Consider the following 17,930-nt stretch of genomic DNA (forward strand, 5'->3'; position numbering starts at 1 on the left):
TCATCACTCCGTGACCGGCCGTACGCCCGCCCGGAAACAGCCCGCCGGGGGGCCGTTGCCGCCATGCGGGCGTGGCCTGCTTGACCGGCCCGGCCGCCGCCTGCAGAGTCGGAATGCGGCACCGCAGCGGCACCGCCTCCCTCTGCCGACCGGTCCGCCCGTCCACAGGTGGCAGACGGCCCTGACACCCAGGAGCGATTGATCCGATGGTCCTCGACCTGGTGGTGATCGGTACGGCCATCACCCTGGGGCCCTTGCACAACAGCGCCTTCATCCTGCTGCTCTCGTCACGGCGCGGCGTTCGCCAGGGCCTTGCCTTCCTGTTGTCCTGGCTGGCCAACCTGGTTGTGGTGATCGCCTGCGTGGTACTGCTGACCGGTGGTCAGCCCCCGGCCGGTCACAGCGCGCCCTCGACCGCCGCGATCGGTGCGAAACTCGCCATCGGCCTGGCTCTGGTGCTGTACGGCGCATACCGGCACCGCCGACCGCCCCGCCCGCACGGCCCGCCACGCTGGACCGCCCGGATCGACAACGCCTCCCCGGCCACGGCAGCCGGTCTGGCATGGCTGCTGCAGCCCTGGGCGCTGGTGGGCGCCGGCGCCGCGACCGCCGTCGACGCGAACCTCTCCACCCTCACCGACTGGCTCGCACTGACCGGCTACTGTCTGCTGGCCACACTCAGCCTGGTCGTCATGGAGATGTACGTGGTCTGGGCGCCCGCGGTCGCGAACGCCCGGTTGAACGCCCTCCGGAGCTGGCTGGAGCAGCACCAGGAGCAGCTGATCGTCACCCTCTCCCTGCTCTTCGGCGTGTTGCTGACGGCCCGGAGCATCGCCGAGCTGGTCGCCTGACAGGGGGCGCCCCCGAACGCGCGTCATCGGTGGCGGGCCGGCCTCCCGGGGTGTCGGGCTTCGGTCGGTTGACCGCCTTGCCCACCGGAACCACGACTCCGTCACAAGGGTGTCAGTAGCCGGTGCCGCGCTTGACCTGGGTCCGCTCGATCCCGTGGGCCGCACCCTTCTCGTCCAACGTGCGACACGCGTCGGCGATGTCCTGACTCAGACGATCGATCTGCTCGCGGCTCAGGGTCTCCTTGACCAGAGCGCGCAGGATCTTCACCCGCTCCGCGTTGGGCGGGAGCGTGTATGCCGGCACCATCCAGCCCCGCTCGGCCGAGAGCTGCCAGGCGATGTCGGACTCGTCGTAGGCGTGTGTGCCGGCGAGGCGGAAAGCGACCAGTGGCAGCTGCTCGAGGTCGCTCCCGATCACTTCGAAGCGGCCGCTGCTGCGCAGGTTGTCCGCCAACGCGCGGGCGTTCTCCTGCATGATCTTCATGACGTAGGTGTAGCCCTGACGACCGAGCCGCACGAAGTTGTAGTACTGCGCGAGCACCATCGACGCACCGGTGGAGAAGTTCAGCGTGAACGTCGCGTCGGTCTTGCCCAGGTAGTTCTCGTAGAAGACGAGATCCTTGGCCAGGTCGGACTCCTCGCGGAAGACCAGCCATCCGATGCCGGGGTAGACCAGGCCGTACTTGTGTCCCGAGACGTTGATCGAACGTACCTGCTCGAGCCGGAAGTCCCATTTCGAGTCCGGGTAGAGGAAGGGCCACACGAATGCCCCGCTGGCGCCGTCGACGTGAATCGGGATGTCGAGGTCCCGCTCTTTGCGGATGTCACGCAGGAGTTTGTCGATCCCGACGACATCGTCCTTGTGTCCGGTGAACGTGGTGCCGAGGACGGCGACGACGCCGATCGTGTTCTCGTCGAGGTGGGGCTCCACGTCCTCCGGGCCGATCGTGTACTTGCCCTCGGCAAGCGGCACGATCCGCGGCTCGACGTCGAAGTAGCGGCAGAACTTCTCCCACACGACGTGGACGTCTCCCCCGAAGACCAGATTGGGCCGGTCGGTCGACAGGTTCGCCGCCTGGCGGCGCTCGCGCCACTTCCACTTCAACGACAGCGCGCCGAGCATGATCGCCTCGGACGAGCCCTGGGTCCGACACCCGGTCGTCCTGCCCGGCGCGTGGAAGAGGTCGGCGAGCATCCGCACGCAACGCTGCTCGATCTCGGCGGAAATGGGGTACTCCGCATGGTCGATGAAGTTGCGGTGGAGGTTCTCGGCGATCAGCCGCTGCGCCTCCGGCTCCATCCAGGTGGTGACGAACGTGGCGAGGTTGCGCTGCGGGTCGCCCTCCATGGCGAGATCCACGTCCACGAGCCTCATGGCGTCCGTCGCGGCCATGCCCCCCTCGGGGAAGGTCTCCGAGGGAGCGGGCGCGGTCAGGAATCGGTTACCGAAAAGAGCTGAATCATCACTTTTGGTCATGCAGCGATTCAAACAGCGCGGTAGCCTGCCGCGGGCGAGGGACACACCGGGACGGAACCGCGAGCGGGTCACGAACGGGACCCTGGGCACGGATTCGCCGACGGTCGGTCTCCCTGCGCTCCGGCCCGCGAGCTTGTGCAGGGCACCGGCCACGGCCGGCCGGTGGCCCTTTGGGCCGTGGTCGCCCCACGCACTTCCGGGCTCCGGGAGGCGCTTCCCGCCCTCGGCCGACGCCCGGGAGAGCCCCAGGTCACCGCCCCTGCCGCATGCGGCCGGCTGAAGCCTGCCGAGTGTCCGCACCGGAGCTGACGTGCCGGTGGGTCTCCTGGTGGCCGTGCCAGTCCAGACACATCACGGTGGCATCGTCTTCGAGCCGGCCGCCGGCTGCCTCCCGGACCGCGGACGTCAGCATCAACGCGGTCTCCCGCGGGTGCAGCTCCCGGGTGCGCTCCAGCAGGGCGGGCAGGTCGACCTTCTCCCCGTGCCGTTCGAGCATGCCGTCGGTGAGCATGAGCAGACGGTCACCGGGGCGCAGGTCGATGTCCTGAACCCGGTAGGGGCGGGGCACGGGCATGGAGAGCCCGAAGGGATGGTCCACCTCGCAGGCGATCTCCTTCGCAGTCCCGTCACGCACGCGCAGCGGCCAGGGATGACCGGCGTTGACGAGCCGGGCCTGCCCGGTGTGGAGATCGATGCGCAGCAGCTGCCCGGTGGCGTGACCGCGGCCGTGATCGGCCAGCGCCTGGTCAGCCCGGTGGGCCTGCTCGGCCAGGCCGACTCCCGCACGGCGGGCGCCGCGCAGGGCGCCCACCAGGACGGTGGCGGCCAGTGCGGCATCGATGTCGTGGCCCATCGGATCGGTCACCGAAATGTGCAGGGTGTCGCGGTCCAGGCTGTAGTCGAACGTGTCGCCGTTGAGGTCTTCGGAGGGCTCCAGGCTCCCGCACAGGGTGAACTGCGCAGCCTCGCACGACAGTGACAGGGGCAGCAGCTGGTACTGGATTTCCGCTGCCAAGGTGGGGGGCCAGGAACGTTTGCCCCAGGTGTAGAGGTCGGTGAAGCGCCCGTTGGCGATCACGACGTAGGCCAGCGCGTGGGCGGCTTCCTCGACCGCGTCAAGGACGTCGCCGCCGGGGGCGGTCGGCAGGAGCAGTTCCAGCAGCCCGATGGCATCTCCCCGGTTGGTGACCGGCACAATCACTCGCTGTCCCTGGCCGGTCGCCTCCTGATACAGCCGCTGGGTACGGATCACCTGCTCGTAGACGCTGCCGAACAGCGGGATGCGCTCGGCTTCCCGCCCGCTCGTCACGGCGGCGGCGGTGGACAGCCGCGCCACCGCCTTCCCCGTCAGGTCCACGATGAGGAAAGTGACCTTCGTGGCCTCGAAACGCCGCCGTAGGTCCTCAGCCACCACGTCGACGGCGTCCACCGGCGCCGCTGTCTCCGCCGCCGTCAGCAGCCGGGTAAGTTCGTTCTGTCCACCACTCACGGCCGCGGTCCCTTCGACCAGCCCTTGCTATCAGCTTGGGGACCGCCACGGTGAGCGTCAATCCGTGAACAGTCACGGTGGGTGAAGGCGGTCACGTGGTGCCTTCGCAGAAGTGGTCGAGCCCCGGCGTCCGCCCGGGGTCACGCGGCCGTCACGCCTGCCCTGGCCGCGAAGCCCCACGATACCTGCCGCAGCCGCCCCGCTGCTCGGCAGCCGGATCCGAGGGGCCCGACAGACCCCGGCCGCTTCGACGGACACACGGCTCATGAGAGGGGCGCCGCGGGCCACCTCGCTTTCGCGCGGTCGTCGCGGAACCGGCTGTCCCGGGACGGCACGACGCCTGGCGCAGCCCGGCTGCGCCCGCGGCCGGCGTCAGGTTGTTCAGGCGCTCGAGCTGAGCGGCGGTCAGTTCGATGCCGTCGGCGTTGGTGTTCTCTTCGACGCGCGTAACCCGCCGGGTTCCGGGGACGAGGGCGATGTCGTCGCCGCGGGTCAGCGGCCACGCCGGCGCGGTCTGTGCCGGGTGGCTCCGATTTCGGCGCCGATGGCCCGCACTTCGTCGACGATCGCCAGGTTGCGCTGGAAGTTCTCGCCGGTGAAGCGTGACTGACCGCGGGGGCAGCGCCGCCCCTGCTCCGGGATCTCCGGTCGTCATGCGGCGGCTCCCATCATGCGGACAGCGCGGCATCGAGGACGCCCACCAGCGCGCCCGAGTCCGGATCCTGTGCCTCCCCCGCAGTGACCGCGACGCCCGTGATTCGCACCGTGCCTCGCATCGACGGTGCAGGTGGTGGATCACACCCGCAGACTCTTCGGTAACGTGAGGCTATGAGCCATCCGCACCCAGAACTCAAAGCCGCCCCGCCGTTGCCCGAAGGCGGGCTGAGGGTGACCGCCTTGGGCGGCTTGGGCGAAATCGGTCGTAATATGACCGTCTTTGAGCATGCCGGCAAGCTGTTGATCGTGGACTGCGGTGTGCTGTTCCCAGAGGAGAACCAGCCCGGGGTGGACGTGATCCTGCCCGACTTCACCTCGATCCGGGACCGCCTGGACGACATCGTGGCCGTCGTGCTGACGCACGGCCACGAGGATCACATCGGGGGCGTGCCCTATTTGCTGCGGGAGCGGGCGGACATCCCGGTCGTCGGCTCGAAGCTCACCCTCGCGTTCTTGGAGGCCAAGCTCAAGGAGCACGGAATCAGGCCCCGCACGGTGCGCGTGCGCGAGGGCGATCGACGCGACTTCGGCCCGTTCGGCTGCGAGTTCGTGGCCGTCAACCACTCCATCCCGGACGGGCTGGCGGTGGCTTTGCGGACCCGAGCCGGCCTGGTGCTGCACACCGGCGACTTCAAGATGGACCAGTTCCCCCTGGACGACCGGATCACCGACCTGCGTGCCTTCGCCCGCCTGGGCGAGGAGGGCGTGGACCTGTTCCTCACCGACTCCACCAACGCCGAGGTCCCCGGCTTCACGACCTCCGAACGCGAACTGAACCCCGCGATCGAACAGGTCATCCGCACCGCGCCACGCCGGGTCATCGTCTCCAGCTTCGCCAGCCATGTGCATCGCATCCAACAGGTGCTGGACGCCGCCCACCAGCACGGCCGCAAGGTGGCCTTCGTCGGCCGCTCGATGGTCCGCAACATGGGCATCGCCCGCGACCTCGGGTACCTCAAGGTCCCGTCCGGCCTGGTCGTGAACGCCAAGGAACTGGAGAAGCTGCCGGACCACCGGATCACCCTGGTGTGCACGGGCTCCCAGGGTGAGCCGATGGCCGCCCTGTCACGGATGGCCAACCGCGACCACGCGATCCGCATCGGCAAGGGCGACACCGTTCTGCTCGCCAGCTCCCTCATCCCCGGCAACGAGAACGCCATCTATCGGGTGATCAACGGCCTGACCCGCTGGGGTGCCAACGTCGTCCACAAGGGCAACGCCAAGGTGCACGTCTCCGGCCACGCCAGCGCCGGCGAACTCGTCTACTGCTACAACATCGTCCGACCCCGCAACGTCATGCCCGTCCACGGCGAGTTCCGCCACCTGCGGGCCAACGCCGACCTCGCCATCCGCACCGGCGTCGACCCCGACCGGGTCGTCATCGCGGAGGACGGTGTCGTCGTCGACCTCGTCGACGGCCGTGCCTCCATCACCGGCAAGGTGCCCGCCGGGAACGTGTACGTGGACGGCATGGAAGTCGGCGGCGCGACCGAGGCGTCCCTCAAGGACCGGGTCACGCTCGCCCAGGAGGGCGTCATCACGGTCGTCGCCATCGTCGACGCCGACACCGGCGCCCTCGCCGAGGCCCCCGACTTCCTGGCCCGCGGGTTCGTCCACGACGACGCCACTTTCGAGCCGGTCATCCCCGTCATCGAGAAGACGCTGGCCACCGCCGCGCAGGAAGGCGTCGGCGACGCCCACCAGCTCGAACAGCTCATCGCCCGCGCCGTGGCCAACTGGGCTTTCCGCACGCACCGCCGCAGGCCGCTGATCATCCCCGTCATCATCGACGCCTGACCGGCCCCACCGCCCCGGTCCCCCCGGCTCCCACGCCGGGGCGGATCATCCGTCGCCGCGCCGGCAACGGCGCCCATGCATCCACGAACGTAAGAAAGGTGAGCGGATGGGCCTGCGCTTCGAGGAGATCGACTGGCAACCGACGCCGATCGGCGAGATCAGTCTGCGGCGGCGCCGGCACCCGGTCACGGGAGACAACGTCTACGAGGTGAAGCTCGGGGACGAGTTCCTGATGTCCAGCGACTTCACCGCCGGCGAGATCGCGCTCACGGAACTCGGACTGGCCGAGCTGCCGAACAACGAACGGCCCGAACTGGACGTAGCCGTCGGCGGGCTCGGGCTCGGCTACACCGCCCAGACGGCCCTGGACGACCCCCGGGTGCGTTCGCTGACCGTGATCGAAGCGCTCGCCGAAGTCATCGACTGGCACCAGCGGCACCTGGTACCCCTCGGAGCCCAGCTGACCTCGGACACTCGCTGCCGCCTGGTGCACGGCGACTTCTTCGCGCTGGCGGCCGACCCTGGGGGCCTGGATCCCGAGGCGCCGGGCCGTCGCTTCCACGCCGTCCTGCTGGACGTCGACCACTCACCACGCCATGTGCTCCACCCACGTCACGCGGCCCTCTACCAACCCGCCGGGCTCCGTGCCCTCGCCGAACACCTCCACCCCGGCGGGGTGTTCGCCCTGTGGTCGAACGACCCGCCCGACGAGCAGTTCACCTCCGTGCTCACGGACGTGTTCGCACACGCGTCAGCCCAGGTCGTCGAGTTCGACAACCCCCTGCAGGGCGGTAAGTCGACCAACACCGTCTACGTGGCCCGTCGAGCGCCGGGCACACCGTAGGGCGACGGCCAGGGCAGGATCCGGCGCGGCACTCGCACAAGGCACACCGTCCAAGCTCGACGGGCGGGGTTCCGTCGGGTGCGGTGGTGTCCGGCAGGCCGCAGCGCGGGGCGATCACAACGCGCCCGCCCCGTCGGCCGTGCGTGTCCGTTTCAGTCGGCGGTGCGGCGGTGCGGCGGTGACCGAACGAGGGCGTCAACCGCGACGACCGCCTTATCCGGCGCCCCGTCCCCGCCGCCGTGCGCTCGTGGTTTCCGGCCATGCGACCCGCTCCGGCGACCAGGGACATCCACTCGCAGAGCGCACCGGTAATCGAGCCCACCGCGCAACGCGATGCCTCAGCGCATGCCTGCCGCATCCAGCAGGACGGCCACAGTCGGAGCGATGAGCCCTGCCAGGTTGTCGGCCTGGATGCCCGCGCGGGCGCTGGCGCCGTCGAAGACGAGCATCAGCTGCCGGGCCAGCAGGTCGGGATCACTCACCCCGCCCCTTCGGGCCTCGGCACGGAAAAAGGCTGTCAGATTGCTCTTGACCTGGTGGGCCACCTGGCTCGCAGGGTGGTTCTGGTCCTTGAGCTCGATCTGAACGGCCAGGTACCTACAGCCCCGGAACTCGGACGCGCCCGAATGCGATTCGAGCCGCTCGAAGACGTGCAGGATCCGCTCGCGGGGCGGACGGCCGTCGTCCGCCGCGGGAAGAAGCCCGGCCACGAAGTCGGAGGCGCGTTCCTTCAGGCTCGCCGCCAGCAGTTCGTCCTTGCTCTCGAACAGCTGGTACATGGAGCGCTTGGACACCCCCGCCGCCTTGCACAGCGCCTCGACGCCGATGCCGACACCGTCTCGGTAGGTGAGCGCGGCCGCCGCCTCCAGCAGCCGCTCTCGGGAACTTGGCTTCACTTCGGTGGTCATACCGCGAGGTTAACCCGATCCCGACAAAATGGAAACCGATCGGTGTACGAGGGCGTGTCGGGGTGATGTCCCGCGGCCCCGCGCAGCCGGGCGGGCACCTGAAGTGCGAGAGGTCGGCACGGCGGCTCGGCTACGCCCTTACCGAGGAACGCCGTCGCCGATCCCCCGGTGGTGCGCGCACCGCCCTCCCCGCGAGGCGACACACGACGGGGCTCCACCGGCGCGTCTGACCGCCCGGGTGACGCATCAGCCGAAGCGGCCACCATCGGCTCACGTCACCGTCGGGTGGTCACGTCGCGGCGCAGCTGCTACCCACCCCACCCTGCGACGACTTGGCCTGGGCCGGGCCCCCTGCCGGGCCTGTTCAGAAGGCCGGCAGGCCTTCGCCGAACGCGTCCTGGCTCTGTGGGTCGGCTTCGTCAGCTTCGTTCGGTGACGTCGACATGCAGGCGGACGGTGGTGCCCTGGTCCCGGGTGGAGCGGATTTCGACGAGGTCGCAGAGCTGGTGGGCGAGCCAGAGGCCGCGGCCGCCGATCTGGTCGGCGGTGGGACGAGTGCGGCCGGCCATCACGTCGGGGATGTAGCCGGCGTCGCGGAACTCGCACAGGAACGTCGAGTCCCGGCTCCAGGTGCGCAGGGTTCCGCGGCCCCCGCCATGCCGGATGCTGTTCGTGGCGATCTCCGTGACGGCGACTGCGAGCTTCCGCAACTGGTCCTCCGAGACACCGGCGTCCGTTGCGCACTGGGACACCTTCGAGCGGATCGCGGCCAGGTCACCGTGCGTGTAGCTCAGTTCCTGGTACGGATCGCACGGGGCGTTCATGGCCTCGAAGGGATACTCCTCGGCGGTGAGGTAGCCCTCGTTGCGCACGTAGTGGCCGTCCTGGCGGATCAGCGGGTGGCAGCGGGACAAGGACTGCAGGGCGCCCTGGTCCTCGTCGGAGTCGTCGTAGGGGCACAGCATCGACCAGGCGGAGCTGCGGGCGAAGGCGCGGTTCAAGAGCCACTCGTGATAGCGCAGCTCAGAGAGGTGTGCGGCGCTGCGGGCCTCGCGCCAGGCTGTCTCCCCGATGCCCCGTACCGGTCTGTCGCCCTCGCCCCGCTCCCTCATCCAGGCCACCCAGGCGCCGACGAGGCGGCCGGGGTTGGGGCCGAGCGTCGTGGTATCGACGAAGGTGACCGCAGGCTCGTCGGCGAGTTCGCCGCGCAGGAGCGACGCCCTGTCCGAGGGGATGGCGACGACCACGGCCTCGCCGCCTTCCAGGGCCTCCTGGATGTAGCCCAGGGTCCCGGACAGGAACTGCTCCTCCCCGCGATACGGGTAGAGCTCGTGGCGGAACGAGGGCTCGACCTCGCCGGACGGTTCGGGGGGCAGGACGTCTGTCATGCGGCCATCACCACCGGCATGCCGGTGACCGCGTAGCCCGCGAGCTCCCAGCACAGACGCACGGTCTCGTTGGCGCCTTCCACGACGATCCGGCGCTCCGGCACGTGACGGGCGGCGTCGACGAGGGCGTGCATACCAGCGGCGTCGATCATGTCCAGGGCGTCGAAGCGCAGTCTCACCCTGGACGAGCGCCGGGTCACCGCGCGTACCGCCGCGTTGAACGCGTCCGCGCACTCCGAGTCGATCACTCCGTCAACGCTCCAGCTGTCGGCGCCCGCACTGTACATCCGGAAGGCCGGACGTTCAGCGCGTATGCCCATCTCGTGCGGGTGCACACATGCCACGTGTTCCAGCGTAGACGCGTCCCACTGCGACGGCCTGAAGGCGCACACCACGATGGCGTTGCTCTCCGAGGCGAACTCGTCGAGCCTCAGCTCCTGCGCCACCAGTTCCTCGGTCCCCCTGTGCACCGCGCCCGGCACCCGCTCGGTGAGCACGCGCACCGAGCGGTAACCCTCCCGGGCCGCGGTACGGGCTTCCCGGCGGACCGCAGCCAGGACGGCGTCAGGGTCCGCGAGACGAGGGAGATCGAGAACCACCGAGGCGGAGGGCACCGCATCACGCGGCAGACCCGAGGCGGCGCCGGCGGAACCGACAACCACGATCTTGTCGCCGTACAGAGCGCCGTCAGCCACGTAGGCGAGCACATCCGCGGGGGACGCGGCGGTTGAGTCCGGATGCCAGCAGACGTGGTCACCGAGCTCGACGTCGTCGAACGTAGCCAACGTCCGAGCCGCTCTCACCTGGCCCCCCTCTCCGACCTGCCAACCCTTCCCGGACAGAGCGTACTGGGCCGACCCTCCGATCGTTAACCCGAATGGAGATCTTCCAGCGGCGGCCCGCCGATGTCGGAGTTCTCGAGCAGCCGGGCCGAACATCCGTGTCCGTAACCACGTCAGGCCGTGTGTCGGCGCGGTTGTCGTCCCCGCGGCAGGGCGAGTCCGGCTGTCGGCCGGCGCACCTGCTGCACGCGTGCACGGTCGTGCGGCCCCCGCGGCGCGGCATCTCCCGCGCCCTGGCGGCTCAGGAGGCCCGCGGTCTGCAGGGCTGAAGGGCTCGCAACTTCGTCACCGGAGGATGACGCTCACGCACCGGTCCTCGAGGGTTTCCAGGATCAGGTCGAACAGCGACACCTCGCCGTCGGCGGTGGACTTGCGCTGTGCCGACCGTGCTCTGGCGTCGGCCGAGGCATCCAGTGCTGAGCTGCGAGACGGATCGGTTCTGGCGGCGGCGCCGAAGAGCAGGGCGGCGGGGAAGCGCGCCGCCGTTTCCTACATGCCCCGCCACGGGTCCGCCTCGGTGAACGGGACGGACTCGACGTACGACTCCGCCGACGGAGGTCCCGGCTCGCGACAGTCAGCCCAGGCGCCTCGAGGCCCGCCCCAGCAGCGTCCGCAGCAGGGCCGTCTCCTCGGCGCCGAGGGCGGTCACGATGTGCTCCTGTTCGCGCTCGATCGCTGTCGTCCAGCGCGTCAGTGCCTCGCTGCCCCGCTCGGACGCGAACACCAGCACGCGCCGCCGGTCCGCGTCGTCCACCCGGCGCAGGACGAGGTTGAGCGACACCATGCGGTCGACGACCTTGGTCAGGGTCGGTGCCGTCAGCAGCGCGAACTCGGCGACTTCGGTCATCGCATGGCCGACGCCGTCACCCAGGAACGACAGCACGCGCCATTCCTCGAGCGTCGCGCCCTCCGCCTTCAGCGCCTCACCGAGCCTTCGGACGACGTTCCGCTCCACCAGCGTGAGCGCTCGCGCCAGGTCGAGTTCGGATACGGCCGCCGGGGTGGTCGTGGTCATCGCCCTGCCAAGAGTCGTGGTGGTCGTGGGGGCTGCAGCGATCGCCGTCGGGCAGGCTGGCGCGGCAGGGGGAATCGCGTGGAGCGCTTCCACGATACAGTCATTTCCTTATCGTCGCGAAATATTCTCGTAGCAACGGATCTCTAGTGTGAGCGCCTATGATCGAGAAGGCGTCTGTCCGGCTCGGTTCTCCGCCATGCCGGGCCGGGGACGCGCTGGACGTCGCCCTGGTGATCCCGCTCCAGGGCCCGGCCGGCATCTTCGGCCCGTCCTGCGAGTGCTGCGCGCAGCTCGCGGCCGAGGAGGTCAACTCCGAGGCGGGCGTGCTGGGCAGGGAGCTGCGGCTGGTCCTCGTCGACGGCGGGGCGCCACCCGAGCAGGTGGCGAGCGAGGTCGACGCGCTGATCTCCGGTGGCGTCGTGGACGCGGTGGCCGGCTGGCACATCTCCGCCGTCCGCGAGGTCGTCGCCCCGCGCATCGACGGCCGCGTGCCGTACATCTACACCGCGCTCTACGAAGGCGGAGAGCGGTCGCCGGGTGTGTTCCTGACCGGCGAGACCCCCAACCGGCAACTGCGCCCCGCGCTGCGGTGGTTCGCCGGCGAGCTCGGCATCCGGCGCTGGACGATCGTCGGCGACGACTACGTCTGGCCCCGCTCCTCCGCCCGCGCCGCCCACCGCTATCTGCGCGAACTCGGCGGTGAGGTCTGCGACGAGATGTACGTGCCGCTCGGCACCAAGGACTTCGGCCCGGTCCTGGCCCGGGTCGCGGCCAGTGGCTGCGAGGCCGTCCTCATGCTGCTGATCGGCGACGACGCCGTGCTCTTCAACCGCGCGTTCACCGCGGCCGGGCTGGACCGCGACCACATCCGGTTCAGCTCGCTGATCGAGGAGAACGTCCTGTTGGCGACCGGGCCGGAGAACACCCGGGGCCTGATGACCTCGGCAGGCTACTTCGAGGACCTGCCGACCGCTTCCGGCCTCGACTTCGCCGCCGCCTACGCACGCCGGTTCGGGCCACGGGCACCGGTGCTCAACAGCCTCGGCGAGTCCTGCTACGAGGGCGTCCGCATGCTCACCGAGCTGCTGCGCCGGGCGGGCGCCGTGGACATGGCCCGGATCCAGGCGACCGCCGAGGGCCTGGAGTACGAGAGTCCGCGCGGCACGGTCCAGATACGGGACCGCCATCTCGCGCAGCGTGTGTTCCTCGCCGCAGCCGACGGACTGCAGTGGGACGTTCTGCAGCAGCTGCCGTAGCCCAGGCGTCCGGACGCATCTTCTTTTACACGCATGTAACACGAACAACCCTTGCCCAATTGCTTCGGCCGGAAATACTTTTTTCCCGAAGCTTTTGGAGGTGGGTCGTCCATGGCCACCTATCAGTACCGCTGCCCGGGCTGCGGACCCTTCGACGTGATCCGTCCGATGGGCCGCGCCCTCCCCGACGAGCCGTGCACCACGTGCGGTGCCCAGGCCCGCCGGGACTTCACCGCCCCGATGCTCACCCGCACCTCCACTCCCCTGGCTCGCGCCCTGGGTGCCCAGGAGGCCAGCGCCCACGAACCGCGCGTGGTCACCGAGGTGCCTTCCGCCCACCGCCGACCGGCCCCGGCCGCCGACCCCCGGCACACCCGGCTGCCCAAGCCCTGAACCCTGCCGCCGGGACCGCTCAGTCCCTTGCCCAAGCGCTGAACAAGCTTGCCCGATCCCCCATCCCCGGTCCGCAAAGCCCTCTTGCCCAGGCCTTCAGTCACCTGCCCGACCCCGCAACCACTGTCGGCAGCCCACAGCCCACTTGCCCAACACCCCGGCCTCAGCTCCCGACCCCCAGCCCCCTTGCCCGCCTGACCCGAAAGGCAGCCCCATGCCCGAAGTCGTCTTCAGCGTCGACCAGGCCATGTCCATGCGCGACCAGAAGGTCCCCGGCCACAACCGCTGGCATCCCGACATCCCGCCCGCCGTCACCGTCAAGCCGGGCTCGGACTTCCGCATCGAGTGCCGGGACTGGACCGACAACCAGATCGGCAACAACGACTCCGCCAACGACGTCCGGGACGTCGACCTCACGCACGCCCACATGCTGAGCGGGCCGATCGCGGTGGAGGGGGCCGAACCCGGCGACCTGCTCGTCGTCGACATCCTCGACCTGGGCCCCGTACCGCAGTCGCAGGGCGGGGGTTCAGGGGAGGGCTGGGGCTACACCGGCGTCTTCGCCAAGAACAACGGCGGCGGCTTCCTCACCGACCGCTTCCCCGACTCGTACAAGGCCGTCTGGGACTTCCACGGCCAGCAGGCCACCTCGAGGCACATCCCCGGCGTCCGGTACACCGGCATCACCCACCCCGGCCTCTTCGGCACCGCACCCTCCGCCGAGCTGCTGGCCCGCTGGAACGCCCGCGAGCAGGCCCTCATCGACACCGACCCGCACCGGGTGCCGGCGCTCGCCCTGCCCCCGCTCGCCGCCAACGCGCTGGCCGGGTCGGCGGCCGGCGAGACGGCCTCCCGAATCGCCGCCGAAGGCGCCCGCACGGTCCCGGCCCGGGAGAACGGCGGCAACCACGACATCAAGAACTTCACCCGCGGCTCCCGGGTCTTCTACCCCGTCCTCGTCCCCGGCGCCCTGCTCTCCGGCGGCGATCTGCACTTCAGCCAGGGCGACGGCGAGATCACCTTCTGCGGCGCCATCGAGATGGGAGGCTTCATCGACCTGCACGTCGACCTGATCAAGGGCGGCATGGAGAAGTACGGGGTCACGACCAACCCGATCTTCATGCCCGGCAATGTCGCCCCGCAGTACACCGAGTTCATCTCGTTCGTCGGCATCTCCGTCGACCACGACACCGACACCAACCACTACCTCGACGCGACGATGGCGTACCGCAACGCCTGCCTCAACGCCGTCGACTACCTCACGACCTTCGGCTACAGCGGCGAGCAGGCCTATCTCCTGCTCGGCTCGGCCCCGATCGAGGGCCGGATCAGCGGCGTCGTGGACATCCCGAACGCGTGCAGCACCCTCTACCTCCCCACGGCGATCTTCGACTTCGACATCCGGCCGACGGCCGAAGGGCCGAGGAAGGCCGACCGCGGACGGTGCGCGGTCACGTCCTGAAAGCCCCGCGAGCCCTCCGAGCCCCGTCACATTTGAAAGGCAGCCCCATGAGCGGTCATCTCACCTTCCAGCTGGGCGACTTCACCACCCAGCATGGCGCCACCCTGCGCGGCGCCCACCTCGCCTACACCACCTACGGCGAGCTCAACGCGGACAAGTCCAACGTGATCGTCTACCCCACCTGGTACTCCGGGCGGCACTGGGACAACGAGTGGCTCATCGGCCCCGGCATGGCCCTCGACCCGGCTGAGTACTTCATCATCGTGCCGAACATGCTCGGCAACGGCCTGTCCACCTCACCGAGCAACACCCCGCCGCCGTACGACCGCGCCCGGTTCCCCCGCATCACGGTGTACGACCAGATAGCGGCCCAGCACAAGCTGGTGACCGAGGAGTTCGGCATCGAGAAGATCGCGCTGGTGACCGGCTGGTCGATGGGTGCGGGGCAGACCTTCCAGTGGGCCGTCAGTCACCCGGAGATGGTCGAGCGGATCGCCCCGTTCTGCGGCTCCCCCCGCACCAGCCTGCACAACAAGGTCTTCCTGGAGGGCGTCAAGGCCGCGCTGACCGCCGACGCGGTCTACGCCGGCGGCTGGTACGACGCGGAGAAGTGGCCGACCACCGGACTGCGCGCACTCGCCCGGGTGTACGCGGGGTGGGGATTCTCGCAGGCGTTCTACTGGGAGAAGGAGTACGAGAAGCTCGGCTTCACCTCTCTGGAGGACTTCCTCGTCGGCTTCTGGGAGGGCTTCTTCCTCGACGGCCGCGACCCCAACAACCTGCTCACCATGCTCTGGACCTGGCAGAACGGGGACGTCGGGCTCACCCCCGGCTTCGAAGGGGACACCGAGGCGGCGCTGAGCTCCATCAAGGCGACCACACTCGACATGCCCGCCGAGAAGGACCTCTACTTCCCGCCGGAGGACGAGGCCTGGGCCGTCAGCCACATCCCCGGCGCCGAACTCCGTGTGATCCCCGGCATCTGGGGCCACTTCGCCGGCGGCGGCAGCAGCCCCAAGGACACCGAGTTCATCGACACGGGTATCAAGGAACTGCTGGCCAAGCCGGGCGGGTTGGCGTAGCCATGGGCGCGAGACATACCGGGTCCACCGGACGCATCGGACTCCCGCACGAGGTCAGCGCATCGATCGTCGCCTTCGCCACGGTCTTCCTCCTCATGAGCCCCCTCAGCATGCCGACGTGGGCCATCTTCATCACCTGGGCTGGAACGTTTCTGCAGGGTGGCCCGAGCATCGCCAACGCCATTTCCATGATCACCGCCACCACGACAGGGGCGGGATTCGCGGTGGTGGCCGTGCTGCTCAACCGCGAGACGGGCACGATGTTCGGCACCGGGGAGTTCGCCCGGACCCTGGCGTTGGGCGTAGTGATCTTCGTCGTCAACGGCACCCTGCTGGCGACCGGCCGGCTGAAGCCGTTCGCGCTCATCCCGGCGATGTTCTTCGGCTTCGCGTCGACCTTCGCCACGTACTTCGGCGGATTCGGCTATGACGCCGGGAATCTGGGCGCCTCCTTCGTCAGCGCCGCCGCGATGTGCGCGCTCGGCCCGCTCGCGGCCGCCCTCGGCATACGGCTGATGTTCGCCCCACCTGCCGCCGTGCCGGAGCCCGCGCAGCGGCAGGAGCACGAGGAGGTGACACCCTCGGTCGGCGAAGCACACGCCTGACAGGGGCGCTCGCGAGAACCAGGGGGCGGTACGGGTGGTACGGGTTGTCAGGACGGTGTCCTGCGTAGTGCTCGCCAACGACCCAACTCCGGTTCCCGATCCGGTCCAGAGCCTGCTGGCAGGGCCGACCGCACCCAGAGAGCCGGCCCCGGCTCGACGGCCCGGACCCCATCGACCCCCCGTTCGCCCCCTTTTCTCCGCCCGGTCGTGGGCGGAAGAGAAAGGGGGCGAACCGGCAGGTCCGGGCCGGGCCCAGCGGGCCGGAGCACCCCCACCGGTGCGCGACATCGACGATCCTGGTCTCCCGCGCCCCGGGCCCGGTGAGTTCCCGCTGTGCCCCGAGCAGGCGCCGTTCCCGTGATGTGCCGTGCCGGAGACCTGCCGGTCGATTCGAAGATCCGCGCCAGGTGCCTTACCGAGATGCCCATCACGCCGGCCACCTGGGCGGCTCCGAGACGGAGGTCGTGCAGATGCCGGTCCATGTAGTCCTCGGCCACGATGAGCTGCGAACGGTAGGCGTCGGGCTCCGGCCGCCCTCCCGTACGCTCCTCGACGAGTTGCCTCAGCAGGTCGAGCACGGCCACCTCGGCTTCGGCGGGATCGCAGGGCCCGCCACGCGACGCGGCGGCCGACCCCCGAGTCGGGAACCCGGCGCGGCCACGAGCGCGCCCTCCCGTGCGGTGCCCCGCCCGAACAGCATCGGCCCGGGCAGCCCGCCGCTCACGCCGGTCGGTGCCGTCTTTCCCGTGGCAGACGTGGCCACTTGCGGATTCCGGACATCTGGCCGGCCGGGGAGGCGGCCCGGGAAGTGCGGACGACGGAAAGCGGCCGGTCAGCGGACCAGCAGGTCGATCACGCCTGTCAGGTCCTCCTCGCCGCCGCTCTCGGCCAAGCGGCGGCGCATGAGCTGGAAGTAGGGGGTGAGCAGTTCCGGGCTGACGCCCTGCTGCTCGGCGGTGCTCAGGAAGGTCGGTGTGCCGGCCACCTGCATGGCGAGACTGGAGACGACGTTCTTGGTGTAGTCGCCGCTGCGAAGCTGGTCGGCTGTCCGGTGGACTGCCGGGGCCATCGCGACGAGCCAGTCGGCGAGCAGGGGGGCGAGCGCCGCGGGATCGATGTCCTCCTTGCGGACCAGGGCGAAGGCGTGCGCTGCCCCGGCGAACATCCCGTACATGGCGCCGAGCAGGGCAACGTCGTGCAGGGCCGCGAAGCCCGGGTCCTCGCCGACGTAGGTGGTGCCGACCGGGACCCCCAGGGTCTTCTCGTGCCGCTCGAACAGCTCCCGCGAACCGCTGTAGAAGACGTAGCCACCGGCTTGCGGGACGCCGATCATCGGTGGGACGGCCATGATCCCGCCGTCCAGGTAGCGGGCGCCGCGCTCGCGGGCCCACGCGGCGCGGGCGCGGGCCTGGGCCGGGGTACTGGTGGTCAGGTTGACCAGGTCCTTGCCGGCCAGGTCGACGTCGGCCAGCACCTCGTCGGTCGATTCGTCGTCCAGCAGACAGACCACGACCAGGGTGTGCGCTGCGACCGCCTCAGCGGCGCTGTCCGCGGCGCTCGCCCCCTCGGCGGCGAGCGCCGCCGCTCGGGCCGGGGTGCGGTTCCAGACGGTGAGCGGGTGGCCGGCGGCAAGCCAGGTACGGGCCAGCGCGGTGCCCATCGCGCCGAGGCCCAGCAGGGTGACGGAGGTTTTCTCAACAGTGTTCTGTGCCATGCGGATTAGGCTGGTCCCAGGCCCGGAAGTGATCAAGTACCCACTTCGGAGTGGGTGGTTACCCCGGGGTGAGCGAACACGTCAAAGGGG

General features: G+C 69.9%; 15 protein-coding genes and 1 pseudogene. 8 read left to right on the plus strand and 8 right to left on the minus strand.

Features of this window, described 5'->3' with window-relative positions; genetic code table 11:
* Positions 1-206 precede the first annotated feature (206 nt).
* Positions 207-851 (plus strand): GAP family protein, encoded by a 645-nt coding sequence (locus ACIPFH_RS11905; RefSeq protein WP_401825348.1) that lies wholly within the window; start codon positions 207-209, stop codon positions 849-851.
* 112 nt (positions 852-963) lie between these two features.
* Here ACIPFH_RS11905 and ACIPFH_RS11910 read toward each other — a convergent pair whose 3' ends face one another.
* The 3 genes and pseudogenes from ACIPFH_RS11910 to ACIPFH_RS11920 form a co-directional block, all read right to left on the minus strand.
* The gene (locus ACIPFH_RS11910; RefSeq protein ID WP_359126498.1) at positions 964-2,328 is read right to left on the minus strand and encodes a glutamate decarboxylase; all 1,365 of its coding nucleotides are present in this window, start codon (positions 2,326-2,328) and stop codon (positions 964-966) included.
* Between the two features lie 250 nt (positions 2,329-2,578).
* Positions 2,579-3,817 (minus strand): PP2C family protein-serine/threonine phosphatase, encoded by a 1,239-nt coding sequence (locus ACIPFH_RS11915; RefSeq protein ID WP_401825350.1) that lies wholly within the window; start codon positions 3,815-3,817, stop codon positions 2,579-2,581.
* A gap of 358 nt (positions 3,818-4,175) precedes the next feature.
* Positions 4,176-4,420: pseudogene (locus ACIPFH_RS11920) on the minus strand (aldo/keto reductase); the annotation flags it as partial.
* A gap of 225 nt (positions 4,421-4,645) precedes the next feature.
* Here ACIPFH_RS11920 and ACIPFH_RS11925 point away from each other — a divergent pair.
* Both ACIPFH_RS11925 and ACIPFH_RS11930 read left to right on the plus strand, forming a co-directional pair.
* On the plus strand, positions 4,646-6,331 hold the full coding sequence (locus ACIPFH_RS11925) for a ribonuclease J (protein WP_356265449.1): 1,686 nt from the start codon (positions 4,646-4,648) through the stop codon (positions 6,329-6,331).
* Positions 6,332-6,437: 106 nt separating this feature from the next.
* Positions 6,438-7,175 (plus strand): spermidine synthase, encoded by a 738-nt coding sequence (locus ACIPFH_RS11930; protein ID WP_401825352.1) that lies wholly within the window; start codon positions 6,438-6,440, stop codon positions 7,173-7,175.
* A gap of 338 nt (positions 7,176-7,513) precedes the next feature.
* On the opposite strand, the gene ACIPFH_RS11935 is transcribed toward ACIPFH_RS11930, so the two are convergent.
* The 4 genes from ACIPFH_RS11935 to ACIPFH_RS11950 form a co-directional block, all read right to left on the minus strand.
* Positions 7,514-8,083, minus strand: a complete 570-nt coding sequence (locus ACIPFH_RS11935; protein ID WP_401825353.1) for a TetR/AcrR family transcriptional regulator — start codon at positions 8,081-8,083, stop codon at positions 7,514-7,516.
* A 419-nt stretch (positions 8,084-8,502) separates the two neighbouring features.
* On the minus strand, positions 8,503-9,471 hold the full coding sequence (locus tag ACIPFH_RS11940) for an anti-sigma factor RsbA family regulatory protein (RefSeq protein WP_401825354.1): 969 nt from the start codon (positions 9,469-9,471) through the stop codon (positions 8,503-8,505).
* Positions 9,468-10,256 (minus strand): MEDS domain-containing protein, encoded by a 789-nt coding sequence (locus ACIPFH_RS11945; protein WP_401825356.1) that lies wholly within the window; start codon positions 10,254-10,256, stop codon positions 9,468-9,470. Before ACIPFH_RS11945 ends, ACIPFH_RS11940 begins: the two co-directional genes overlap by 4 nt.
* 631 nt (positions 10,257-10,887) lie before the next feature.
* Entirely contained in the window at positions 10,888-11,328 is a 441-nt protein-coding gene (locus tag ACIPFH_RS11950) for a MarR family winged helix-turn-helix transcriptional regulator (RefSeq protein ID WP_401825357.1), read from the minus strand.
* A 158-nt stretch (positions 11,329-11,486) separates the two neighbouring features.
* On the opposite strand from ACIPFH_RS11950, the gene ACIPFH_RS11955 reads away from it, so the two are divergent.
* The 5 genes from ACIPFH_RS11955 to ACIPFH_RS11975 all read left to right on the plus strand — a co-directional run bounded on the left by ACIPFH_RS11955 (position 11,487) and on the right by ACIPFH_RS11975 (position 16,126).
* A complete protein-coding gene (locus tag ACIPFH_RS11955) occupies positions 11,487-12,584 on the plus strand; it encodes a substrate-binding domain-containing protein (RefSeq protein ID WP_401825359.1) in 1,098 nt (365 codons plus the stop codon).
* Positions 12,585-12,695: 111 nt separating this feature from the next.
* Positions 12,696-12,977: a zinc ribbon domain-containing protein gene (locus ACIPFH_RS11960; RefSeq protein ID WP_401825361.1), complete on the plus strand. Its 282-nt coding sequence runs from the start codon at positions 12,696-12,698 to the stop codon at positions 12,975-12,977.
* Between the two features lie 214 nt (positions 12,978-13,191).
* Positions 13,192-14,439 (plus strand): formamidase, encoded by a 1,248-nt coding sequence (gene fmdA / locus ACIPFH_RS11965; protein ID WP_401825362.1) that lies wholly within the window; start codon positions 13,192-13,194, stop codon positions 14,437-14,439.
* A gap of 47 nt (positions 14,440-14,486) precedes the next feature.
* Positions 14,487-15,521 carry an alpha/beta fold hydrolase gene (locus ACIPFH_RS11970; protein WP_401825364.1) on the plus strand — a complete coding sequence of 345 codons (1,035 nt, stop codon included), beginning with the start codon at positions 14,487-14,489 and terminating at the stop codon, positions 15,519-15,521.
* Between the two features lie 2 nt (positions 15,522-15,523).
* Positions 15,524-16,126, plus strand: a complete 603-nt coding sequence (locus tag ACIPFH_RS11975) for a DUF1097 domain-containing protein (protein WP_401825365.1) — start codon at positions 15,524-15,526, stop codon at positions 16,124-16,126.
* Between the two features lie 832 nt (positions 16,127-16,958).
* Here the strand turns inward: ACIPFH_RS11975 and ACIPFH_RS11980 are convergent.
* Positions 16,959-17,840, minus strand: coding sequence for an NAD(P)-dependent oxidoreductase (locus ACIPFH_RS11980; protein ID WP_401825367.1), 882 nt, complete (start codon positions 17,838-17,840; stop codon positions 16,959-16,961).
* Positions 17,841-17,930 lie beyond the last annotated feature (90 nt).

This window comes from Streptomyces sp. NPDC088157 (assembly GCF_044741545.1).
Taxonomy (GTDB): domain Bacteria; phylum Actinomycetota; class Actinomycetes; order Streptomycetales; family Streptomycetaceae; genus Streptomyces.

Bases quoted from the DNA above. Each gene is read 5' to 3' on its own strand.
- ACIPFH_RS11970 (WP_401825364.1), top strand. From the start codon at position 14,487: ATGAGCGGTCATCTCACCTTCCAGCTGGGCGACTTCACCACCCAGCAT.
- ACIPFH_RS11960 (WP_401825361.1), top strand. From the start codon at position 12,696: ATGGCCACCTATCAGTACCGCTGCCCGGGCTGCGGACCCTTCGACGTG.
- ACIPFH_RS11980 (WP_401825367.1), bottom strand. From the start codon at position 17,840: ATGGCACAGAACACTGTTGAGAAAACCTCCGTCACCCTGCTGGGCCTC.
- fmdA (WP_401825362.1), top strand. From the start codon at position 13,192: ATGCCCGAAGTCGTCTTCAGCGTCGACCAGGCCATGTCCATGCGCGAC.
- ACIPFH_RS11935 (WP_401825353.1), bottom strand. From the start codon at position 8,083: ATGACCACCGAAGTGAAGCCAAGTTCCCGAGAGCGGCTGCTGGAGGCG.
- ACIPFH_RS11930 (WP_401825352.1), top strand. From the start codon at position 6,438: ATGGGCCTGCGCTTCGAGGAGATCGACTGGCAACCGACGCCGATCGGC.
- ACIPFH_RS11940 (WP_401825354.1), bottom strand. From the start codon at position 9,471: ATGACAGACGTCCTGCCCCCCGAACCGTCCGGCGAGGTCGAGCCCTCG.
- ACIPFH_RS11925 (WP_356265449.1), top strand. From the start codon at position 4,646: ATGAGCCATCCGCACCCAGAACTCAAAGCCGCCCCGCCGTTGCCCGAA.
- ACIPFH_RS11975 (WP_401825365.1), top strand. From the start codon at position 15,524: ATGGGCGCGAGACATACCGGGTCCACCGGACGCATCGGACTCCCGCAC.
- ACIPFH_RS11910 (WP_359126498.1), bottom strand. From the start codon at position 2,328: ATGACCAAAAGTGATGATTCAGCTCTTTTCGGTAACCGATTCCTGACC.
- ACIPFH_RS11905 (WP_401825348.1), top strand. From the start codon at position 207: ATGGTCCTCGACCTGGTGGTGATCGGTACGGCCATCACCCTGGGGCCC.
- ACIPFH_RS11955 (WP_401825359.1), top strand. From the start codon at position 11,487: ATGATCGAGAAGGCGTCTGTCCGGCTCGGTTCTCCGCCATGCCGGGCC.
- ACIPFH_RS11950 (WP_401825357.1), bottom strand. From the start codon at position 11,328: ATGACCACGACCACCCCGGCGGCCGTATCCGAACTCGACCTGGCGCGA.